Source organism: Marivita sp., assembly GCF_017643905.1.
Lineage (GTDB): Bacteria > Pseudomonadota > Alphaproteobacteria > Rhodobacterales > Rhodobacteraceae > Marivita.
In genome coordinates, this window is sequence record NZ_JAEPMO010000150.1 from 1 (window position 1) to 9878 (window position 9878).

Below are 9878 nucleotides of genomic sequence, written 5' to 3' on the forward strand. Positions count from 1 at the left end.
ACCCGTCGATGACGCCGCTTTCCAGCATTTCGTAAGCTTTGGTGGCCGGAGCGGCGACCGGAACCGCACCCAGCGCGGTCAACAGTTTTTCCTGGATCGGGCCACCCATACGGAACTTGGTGTTCGCCATGTCCTCGGGCGTGGTCACGGCTTTGGTTCCGTGGTGCAACTGGCCACCGCCAAACATGCCGACGCCCAGCATCTTCAGACCGTCAAACGCGGCATTGTCAGCAAGATAGGCGTCAAACGTCTGCCACAGCGCGCGGCTTTGCGCTTCGGCATTGGTGCCCGCGTTCGGGAATTCCGCAAACCACAGCGAAACGAAGCGCTCGGGCTCGTAGGTGAAGTTGCCCCACGTGATGTCGGCCACGCCATTGCGCGCCAGTTCCCAGTGCTGGGGCGGGCTCGCGAGAGGGGCGGGCAGGATCGTCACGGTCACACGACCTTCGGTCACTTCGGCAACTTTTTCGGTGAAGGGCACAAGGAAATCGGTGTGCACGAAATGGGTCGGCGGCACCCAGGACGACATGGTCAGCATTTCGGCGCTGGCGATTTGGGCCGAGGCGGCGATGAGGGCGCTGGCGGCAACGGCGCCTTTCAGCAGGGTAGTGGAACAGAGCGACATGGGTATCCTCCCTTGGATGATGTCTGTGTCAGGTCAGGTGGTGAGAGTTGAGCGAAACGCTCGTGCGGTGCTTTGCCAGATCGGCAAAGATGGCGGCTCCGACCGGAATGATGTCCGTATCGAAGACGAATTCGGGATGGTGCGGGGCAGGGCCGGACTGCCCGATAAAGAAATAGGCGCCCGGCACGCGAGCCGAGAGTTCCGCGAAATCCTCGGACGCCATCAGGCTGCGGGCGTTCTCGGTCACGCGATCGGCACCGACCACCCGTGTTGCGGCAGACACGGCGGCGGCAACACAAGTCGGGTTGTTGGTGGTGACAGGGGTGACGGTTTCGATGCCGATCTCGATCAGCACTCCGAACAGCAGTTCAGTTGCGCGCACGGCGTCTTGCAGCATGTCCGCCAGACGGTTGCGCACCGTTTCCGAAGTCGTACGCATCGTGCCCTCAATCCGTACGGTATCGGGCAGGATGTTCCGCGCTGTTCCGCCGTGCAGGAGGCCAAAAGAGATCACCCCAGCGGCGCGTGCATCGATCAACCGTGTGGCGGCCTGTTGCACCGATGTGATCAGGTGCGCGGCAGCGGCGATAGCATCCTCGCCCGTATGCGGCATGGAGCCATGCGCCCCGTTGGCGCGGATGGTGATGTCAATATTGTCGGCGGATGACAGCGCGGCGGTGGTTGGGACTCCAACCTGCCCGGCAGGCAGGTCGGGCGAATTGTGCAGCGCGTAAATCTCGTCGCAGGGGAAGCGGTCGAAGAGGCCATCGGTGATCATCGCGCGGGCTCCTGTCAGCAGCTCTTCTGCAGGCTGAAAGATGAACCGGACTGTGCCGTCGAAATCGCGGTGCTTGGCCAGATAGGCTGCGGCGGTCAGGGCGGTGACCATGTGCCCGTCGTGTCCGCAGCCGTGAAACCGTGCCGGGTCTGTCGAGGCATAATCCAGCTTGGCCGCCTCTTGCATGGGCAGCGCGTCCAGTTCCGCCCGAAAGGCAACAATGCGGCCCAGCGCGTTCCGCGACGCCTTGGAACCATGGAGCGTGCCAACCAAGCCTGTTCCACCGATCGCAGTTGTCACGTCGTAGCCGAACTCGGTCAGGCGCTCTGCAACAAAGGCGGCGGTGCGAATTTCCTCGAACCCGGTTTCCGGGTGGCGATGCAGGGTGTGCAACCAGTCATGAGAGGTCGCCTTCTGCGAACTGTACCATTTGGTAAACATCCGTGAGTCGCCCCATTTAGTTGCAAGTTGAGATTATCTGATGTTGATGCTTGTACCCCGGAATAGTTGTTTGTTAAGACTATTTCGTGCTTGGATTTGGGTAATAGGTGATACCTTTTCGGTATCGACCAGACGGGAAACAGCGAGGCGCGGATGGACAAACCCTTCAAGAACGAGCGGTTGACCTACAAACTGAACATCGTGGCCCAGCAGGCGATCACGGCCAATGATGCGATCTTCTTTAAAGAGACTGGCTGCCATATCCGCGACCTGCGCGTGCTGCGCCTGATCGACGACACCCCGGGCACCACCTTTGCAGAAATCGCGAAAATAACAGGTTTTGAACGGAGTTTGACCTCGCGAATCCTTCAGAACCTGATCGGGTCAGAGCTGATCACCCGCGAAAACTCGACCGAGGATGCGCGGGTGTTCCTGCTTTCGACAACTGCAAAGGGCAAAGAGGTGCGGCAGGTGGCGCGGCGTCTTTCTGACCGGCTGGAGGTCATTCTGACCGATCCGCTGTCCGCGCAGGAGCTGCGGGCCTTGAACGAGATTCTCGAACGTCTGGGCCATTGGGTCACGTCGGAAGAGTATAGTCAGGCTCTCGCTCAGGAAGCCGATAAAGCATCAGTCTAAAATAGTCTTGACTTGAGATTATAATCCGACTTACCTGACACCGCCTACCAAGCTGACACAGGAGAGGCCGATCGCATCGGCGCCGAAGGAGCAACCCCCCGGAACCTCTCAGGCAAAAGGACTGTGACCGGCACGGGCGTCTGAAGCGTGCCGCGACCCTGTTCGCGACCCGCGACAGAGGGGATTGGACCTGTCATCCGGCAGGACGAAACCTTGGGTCGCGGGAGGACACCATGACCAGACTTGCCGTAATCGGCGCCGGGATCACCGGCGTGACAACCGCATCCAGCCTCATGGACCGGGGCTATGATGTGACGCTGTTCGACCGCAACCGCTATGCCGCGATGCAGACCTCCTTCGCCAATGGCGGGCAGTTGTCCGCCTCGAATGCCGAAACGTGGAACCGCTGGTCAACCGTGTTCAAAGGCATGAAGTGGATGATGACGCGCGGCGCGCCCTTGCTCGTCAATCCCAAGCCAAGCTGGCACAAATACAGTTGGATGGCCGAATTCGTGGCGTCGATCCCGCAATACCGGGCGAATACCATTGAGACCACACGCATGGCCATCGCCGCGCGAGGGCTTTTGCGCGAAAAGGCGGAACGGCACGGATTCGACTTCGACTGCGAAGACCGCGGCATCCTGCACATCTACACCAACAAGGCCGAGTTCGACCACGCGACCGAGGTGAACAAGCTGCTCGCCGAGGGTGGATTGGACCGTCGCGCTGTTGCACCGGAAGAGGTCCGCCAGATCGAACCTGCACTGAGGGGCGATTTCTATGGCGGCTACTACACCGAAAGCGATTTCACCGGCGACATTCACCGCTATACGACGGGCCTCGCCAAATCTATCGAAGCCGGTGGCGCGGCCCTGCGGTTCGGCACCGATGTCGATGCGATTGATGTTGATGACAACGGCGTCCGTATCACCTGGAGCCGCAACAATGAAAGCCAGACCGAAGCCTTTGACGCGATTGTCGTTTGTGCCGGGGTGGAAAGCCGCAGGATCGGTGCGCAACTCGGGGACCGGGTGAATGTCTATCCGGTCAAAGGCTATTCGATCACCGTCCGTCTGGATGACGAGGAAAGCCAGCGCGCAGCGCCTTGGATCAGTCTGCTGGACGATGAAGCCAAGGTGGTGACCAGCCGCCTGGGCAAAGACCGGTTCCGCATTGCAGGGACGGCGGAGTTCAACGGCTACAACCTCGATATCCGCGATGATCGTATCCGTCCGCTGGTCAAATGGTGCGAACGGTTCTTCCCCGGTGTCAGTACAGAACACGCGATCCCATGGGCGGGGCTGCGCCCGATGATGCCGAACATGATGCCAAAGGTGGGGCAGGGGGTGCGCGACCGGGTGTACTACAACACCGGGCATGGGCACCTGGGTTGGACACTGTCGGCCGTGACGGCCGAGATGGTAAGCGAAATGGTGGCCGCCTCTAAAGTGATCAACGGCCACTCCGGGCGTCAGGTGAGCAAGACGTCCGAAGTGCGCAGGGCAAAAGCAGCCTAAGTTCAAATTTGACCGTTTGGTAAAAAGGCGTCGCATCTCGCGGCGCCTTTTTCTGTCTGTGAGGCCCCGATGATACCACGTCAGGGTATCACCCAAGATCCGGACCATCATCGACAGAAACCGGCCCGCATGAGCAATCTGCATCTCAACGAAACGACAAGATGTGGAACTCTCCCGTGACCAAGATCGACCAGATCGAGACCATGATCCTCGACATCCCGACCATCCGGGGACATGTGCTGTCCATGGCGACGATGCGGACGCAAACGGCTGTCCTCGTCGTCGTTCGCTTCTCGGACGGCTCCGAGGGCATCGGCGAAGGCACCACGATCGGCGGTCTGAGCTATGGTCCTGAAAGCCCCGAAGGCATCAAGTCGGCCATCGACACCTATATCGCGCCTGCCCTGATCGGGCGTGACGCGGACAACGTGAACGGGGCCATCCAGTTGATCGACAAGCTGGTCAAGGCGAACCGTATCGCCAAGACCGCCGTCGAAATCGCGCTTTGGGATGGTCTGGGCAAGCGCCTTGGCGTGTCTGTCGCGCAGCTTTTCGGCGGTGCGGTCCATGCGCGTCTGCCGGTGGCGTGGACGCTGGCCTCGGGCAACTCGGAAACCGACATCGCCGAGGCGCACCAGATGATCGAAACGCGCCGCCACAACATCTTCAAACTGAAGATTGGCAAGCGGTCGGTGCGCGAAGACGTGGCCCATGTGGCGCGGATCAAGCAGGCTGTTGGCGATGCTGCCAGCGTGCGGGTCGATGTGAACACCGCGTGGTCTTTGCAGGATGCTCGTTGGGGTCTGAAAGGGCTTCAGGACGCAGGGTGCGAACTGGTCGAACAACCGGTGCCTGCGCGTTATCGCCGGGCAATGGCGGAACTGGCCAGCGGCTATGAGATCGCCGTGATGGCGGACGAGGCGCTGAACGGCCCCGAAGATGCATTGGCTGTCGTCACTGCAAACGCCGCCGATGTGTTCGCCGTGAAAGTGGCGCAATCAGGTGGCCTCAAGCGGGCCTCCGAAGTGGTCGCCATCGGGCAAGCCGCAGGTCTTGGCCTCTATGGGGGCACCATGCTGGAGACCGGGCTGGGCACCTCCGCCGCGCTGCAACTTTTCGCGACCACGGAACACCTGAGCTGGGGCACTGAACTCTTCGGGCCGCTGCTGCTCACCGAGGACATCCTCGCAGAGCCGATCACCTATCGCGACTTCTGCGTCGAGATCCCCACAGGAGCAGGCATCGGTGCCGCGCTCGACCCAGACAAGATCGCATTCTTCCGCCGCGATGGCGGACGGACCATCCAAGCCGTCGCAGGCGAATAAGCCCGCGGCACGACATCAAACCCAGCCGGGACGCAGGAGGCGTCGCGGCAGTCAGGAGGAGAACGACAGATGTTCACCCAATCCAATCTCGATGAATTCGAGGCCCGCCTTGACGGCGCGATCCAGGACGACCCGGAAAACGGCGTGTTCCGCTGCCGCCGGGACATATTTACCGACGAAGAGCTGTTCGAGCTTGAGATCAAGCACATCTTCGAAGGCAACTGGATCTACATGGCGCATGAAAGCCAGATCCCGGAGCCGGGCGATTACTTCACGTTGACCATGGGCCGCACGCCCGTCGTCATCACCCGCGACAAGGACGGCAACCTGAACGCTCTGGTCAACGCCTGTTCGCACCGGGGCGCGCAGCTCTGCCGCTTCAAGCGCCGCAACCAGAAGACCTTTACCTGCCCGTTCCACGGCTGGACCTTCTCGAACACCGGCAAACTGCTCAAGGTCAAGGACCCCAATGGCGCAGGTTATCCCGAGCAGTTCAATCAGGATGGCAGCCATGACCTGACCAAGGTCGCGCGGTTCGAGAATTACCGGGGCTTCCTCTTCGGCTCGCTCAATGCGGATGTGAAGCCGCTGGAAGAGTACCTTGGCGAAGCGCGCAAGATGATCGACATGATCGTCGATCAGGCCGACGAAGGTCTGGAAGTGCTGCGCGGCTCATCCACCTACACTTACGACGGCAACTGGAAGCTTCAGGCCGAGAACGGCGCAGACGGCTATCACGTGTCTGCCGTACACTGGAACTACGTTGCTACCACGGCGCACCGCACCGACGATGGCAAGGAAGACCAGATCAAGGCAACCGATGCCAGCAAATGGGCCAAGCAGCGCGGAGGGTTCCACGCGTACGAGAACGGTCACATCCTGCTCTGGACGGAATGGGCCGATCCGACCAACCGCCCGAACTATCCGCGCCTTGCGGAATGGACCGAACAGTACGGCAAGACGAAAGCCGAATGGATGGTGGGTGTCCTGCGCAACCTCTGCCTCTACCCGAACGTGTTCCTGATGGACCAGTTCTCGAGCCAGATCCGCGTGTTCCGTCCGATCAGCGTCGATCAGACTGAAGTGACGATCTACTGCATCGCCCCCAAAGGCGAGAGCCAGGAAGCGCGTACCCGTCGCATCCGCCAGTACGAGGATTTCTTCAACGCCTCGGGCATGGCGACGCCCGACGACACCGAGGAATTCCGGGCAACGCAGCGCGGCTATGCCGGGGCTGCCCACGCCAAGTGGAACGACCTGACCCGTGGCGCAACCCAGTGGATCGAAGGTCCCGATGAAGACGCCAAGGCGCTGGGGATCAACCCGATCCTGTCGGGTGCCCGCACCGAAGATGAAGGCCTGTTCGTCATCCAGCACAGCAACTGGTCCGAGCGTATGGGCGCTGCCATCGCCAAGGAACGCGAAACCGCGCCGGGCGCGGCCGTCGCGGCCGAATGAGGAGGAACGACAATGACCATCGCAACACTTGAACGCCCGACAGCTGCCGCTGATCTGAGCTACGACGAGATCCAGGCGTTTCTTTTCGCCGAAGCCCGTGCTCTGGACGACCGTGATTGGGACACCTGGCTGACATTCTACCACAAGGACTGCCCGTTCTGGATGCCGGCCTGGGATGACTATGACACCCTGACCGAAGACCCGCAGAACGAGATGTCCTTGATGTTCTACCCAAACAAGCAGGGCATCGAGGACCGCGTGTTCCGTATCAAGACTGACCGGTCCTCGGCCACGTCGCTGCCGGAACCGCGGACCAACCACTACCTGTCGGGGATCGAAATCCTGAGCCGCGAAGGCAGCGAGATCACGCTGCGCTTCAACTGGCAGACGCTGAGCTATCGCTATTCCAAGACGGACCAGCACTGGGGCACATCGTTCTACACGATCGACACCAGTGGTCCGAAGCCGCTGATCACCAACAAGAAGGTGGTTTTGAAGAACGATCACATCCACCACGTGATCGACGTCTACCACATCTGATCCCCGTCAAATTCGGGACCTTAAAGACCTCCGCGCACCGCCTCTGGTGCGCGGCCAAGGGAGGAGCATGCCATGACGACCTACAACGTTGCCCTGAATTTCGAAGATGGCGTCACCCGCGTCATCCAGTGCGATGACGACGAGAAGGTGACGGACGCCGCCTTCCGCCAGAAGATCAACCTGCCGATGGATTGCCGCGATGGCGTCTGCGGCACCTGCAAGTGCTTTGCCGAAAAGGGCGAATACGAGCTGGAATTCTACATGGACGAGTCCATGAGCGATGAGGAGGCCGAAGCAGGCTATGTCCTCACCTGCCAGATGATCCCCGAAAGCGACTGCGTTCTGCGGGTTCCGGCATCGTCGGCTGTCTGCAAGACGGCCCCCGAAGCGGTCGAGGGCGAAGTGCTGGGCGTGGATCGCCTATCCGAGACGTCTTTCGGCCTGCGCGTCAAACTCGCCAAGCCGATGGGCTTCCTGCCCGGGCAGTATGTGAACGTCACCGTTCCCGGCACCGGTTCGCACCGTTCTTATTCCTTCTCGTCCGCGCCCGGTGCCGACGAGGCGACCTTTCTCATCCGCAACCTGGCGGGGGGCGTGATGAGCACCTACCTGAGCGACCGCGCTCAGCCGGGCGATGCGGTGACCCTGACCGGCCCGATGGGTGCGTTCTACCTGCGACCCATCGAGCGCCCGCAACTTTGGCTGGCCGGTGGTACGGGCCTCGCGCCGTTCCTGTCTATGCTGGAGCAGGTGGCCGAGCAGGGATCGGATCATCCGATCACGCTCTACTACGCCGTGACCCGCGCAGCCGACCTTGTGGAACTGGACCGCGTGAACGCGCTGGCCGAAAAGATCGGCAATATCACGGTCATCACGATCCTTGCCGCAGAAGAGGACGCGCATGAGCGCAAGGGCTTTGTCACCGATCATGTCACCGGCGAAGACCTGAACGACGGTGCTTGCGACGTTTACCTGTGTGGCCCGCCCCCGATGGTAGACGCCGTTCGCGCGCATTTCGGCAAGCTGGGCGTGGAGCCTGCGGCCTTCCACTACGAGAAGTTCAACCCGACCGAAGAAAAGGCCCAAGCGGCATGACACGTCGGTTCGAGGATAAAGTCATGGTCGTGACCGGTGCCGCCCAAGGCATCGGTCGCCGGGTCGCCGAGCGCGCGGCTGCTGACGGGGCCAAGGTGCTGATCGTCGACCGCTCGCCCGCCCGCAAGGAGGTCGTGAAGGCGATCCGTGCGGCGGGTGGGACGGCCGACGCGATCTCGGTCAACCTTGAGACCTGGGCGGGCTGCGACAAGGCCATGCAGAAGGCGGTCGATCTTTGGGGCCGCATCGACATCCTGATCAACAACGTGGGCGGCACGATCTGGGCCAAACCGTTCGAACATTACGAACCGCAGCAGATCGACGCCGAGGTGCGCCGGTCGCTCTTCCCGACGCTCTACTGCTGTCGGGCTGCGATCGAACGGATGTTGCCGCGCGAAAGCGGTGTGATCGTGAACGTGTCGTCCATCGCGACACGCGGCCTCAACCGCGTGCCCTATGCGGCGGCCAAGGGCGGCGTGAATGCGATCACGGCAAGTCTTGCCTGGGAAATTGCAGAACGCGGAATTCGAGTGGTTGCCACGGCTCCGGGTGGCACCGAAGCCCCACCGCGCGTCGTGCCGCGCAACCCCAATGCGGCCGAGGAACAACGCGAAGATTGGTACAAGACCATCGTCGATCAGACGATCCAGTCCTCGTTCATGAAACGATACGGAACGCTCGACGAGCAGGCAGGACCCATCCTGTTTCTTGCGTCGGACGATGCCTCCTACATCACCGGTGTGACTGTGCCGGTCGGTGGGGGCGATCTTGGATAGGCCCTGAGGAGGGGTCTGCAACACAACTGGAGGAATATCACAATGAAACGCGCAATCCTGGCGGCCCTCGGGCTCGCCACCAGCTTCGCCATGCCTGCCGCAGCCGAAGACGTCAAAGTCGGCCTGCTGCTCCCGTTCTCGGGCGTTTATGCTTCGCTGGGCAACGAAATCGAAACCGGGTTCAACCTTGGCCTGAAGGAATTCGGTGGTGAAACCGATGTCACCTTCGACATTGTCCGCGAAGACACCGAGGTGAAACCGCCCGTCGCACTGGGCAAGGCAAAAAAGCTGATCCTGCAGGACAAGGTCGATGTCATGGTCGGCATCGTAAGCTCTGGCGTTCTGGGCGCCGTGCGCGACATGGTCCACGGCGCAGGTGTGCCGCTGGTCGTCGCCAACGCAGGCAATGACGAGGCCACCGGTGCCGCCTGTTCGCCCTTCATCACGCGCATGTCCTTCTCGAACGGTCAGGTGAACCGTCCGATGGGCACTTGGATGGCCGAACAGGGCATCAAGAAGGTGTTCACTCTGGCACCCGACTATGCCGCCGGTCGCCAGATGATCGACGCCTTCGCCGAGACCTTCACCGCCGCAGGGGGCGAAATCGTCGGTCAGGAATTCACGCCGTTCCAGAAGACGCAGGATTTCGGCCCCTATCTGGCGCAGGCCAAGGCGAGCGGCGCGGAT

Annotated in this window: 9 protein-coding genes, 1 pseudogene and 1 riboswitch; of the genes and pseudogenes, 8 read left to right on the forward strand and 2 right to left on the reverse strand. The window is 61.4% G+C overall.

Annotation, left to right across the window (positions count from 1 at the left end; genetic code table 11):
- Together JJ869_RS19075 and JJ869_RS19080 are read right to left on the reverse strand one after the other, a co-directional pair.
- Nucleotides 1-625: pseudogene (locus JJ869_RS19075) on the reverse strand (ABC transporter substrate-binding protein); the annotation flags it as partial.
- A gap of 28 nt (nt 626-653) precedes the next feature.
- Nucleotides 654-1844 carry an amidohydrolase gene (locus JJ869_RS19080; protein WP_292269591.1) on the reverse strand — a complete coding sequence of 397 codons (1191 nt, stop codon included), beginning with the start codon at nt 1842-1844 and terminating at the stop codon, nt 654-656.
- A gap of 153 nt (nt 1845-1997) precedes the next feature.
- On the opposite strand from JJ869_RS19080, the gene JJ869_RS19085 reads away from it, so the two are divergent.
- From JJ869_RS19085 to JJ869_RS19120, 8 genes are all read left to right on the forward strand, one after another.
- Complete coding sequence (locus tag JJ869_RS19085; protein ID WP_292269594.1) at nt 1998-2480, forward strand: MarR family winged helix-turn-helix transcriptional regulator; 483 nt, start codon at nt 1998-2000, stop codon at nt 2478-2480.
- Nucleotides 2481-2528: 48 nt separating this feature from the next.
- A riboswitch (glycine riboswitch) is annotated at nt 2529-2614 on the forward strand.
- Nucleotides 2615-2713: 99 nt separating this feature from the next.
- The gene (locus JJ869_RS19090) at nt 2714-3997 is read left to right on the forward strand and encodes a D-amino acid dehydrogenase (RefSeq protein ID WP_292269596.1); all 1284 of its coding nucleotides are present in this window, start codon (nt 2714-2716) and stop codon (nt 3995-3997) included.
- A gap of 176 nt (nt 3998-4173) precedes the next feature.
- Complete coding sequence (locus JJ869_RS19095; RefSeq protein ID WP_292269597.1) at nt 4174-5322, forward strand: muconate/chloromuconate family cycloisomerase; 1149 nt, start codon at nt 4174-4176, stop codon at nt 5320-5322.
- 69 nt (nt 5323-5391) lie between these two features.
- Entirely contained in the window at nt 5392-6780 is a 1389-nt protein-coding gene (benA, locus tag JJ869_RS19100) for a benzoate 1,2-dioxygenase large subunit (RefSeq protein WP_292269598.1), read from the forward strand.
- A 12-nt stretch (nt 6781-6792) separates the two neighbouring features.
- Nucleotides 6793-7320, forward strand: coding sequence for a benzoate 1,2-dioxygenase small subunit (gene benB / locus JJ869_RS19105; RefSeq protein WP_292269600.1), 528 nt, complete (start codon nt 6793-6795; stop codon nt 7318-7320).
- Between the two features lie 72 nt (nt 7321-7392).
- Nucleotides 7393-8415, forward strand: coding sequence for a benzoate 1,2-dioxygenase electron transfer component BenC (gene benC, locus JJ869_RS19110; RefSeq protein ID WP_292269603.1), 1023 nt, complete (start codon nt 7393-7395; stop codon nt 8413-8415).
- Nucleotides 8412-9191 (forward strand): benzoate diol dehydrogenase BenD, encoded by a 780-nt coding sequence (gene benD, locus JJ869_RS19115; protein WP_292269605.1) that lies wholly within the window; start codon nt 8412-8414, stop codon nt 9189-9191. The genes benC and benD overlap by 4 nt, the downstream gene beginning before the upstream one ends.
- A gap of 42 nt (nt 9192-9233) precedes the next feature.
- The coding region (locus tag JJ869_RS19120) for a penicillin-binding protein activator (RefSeq protein ID WP_292269606.1) at nt 9234-9878 on the forward strand (645 nt) is incomplete at its 3' end.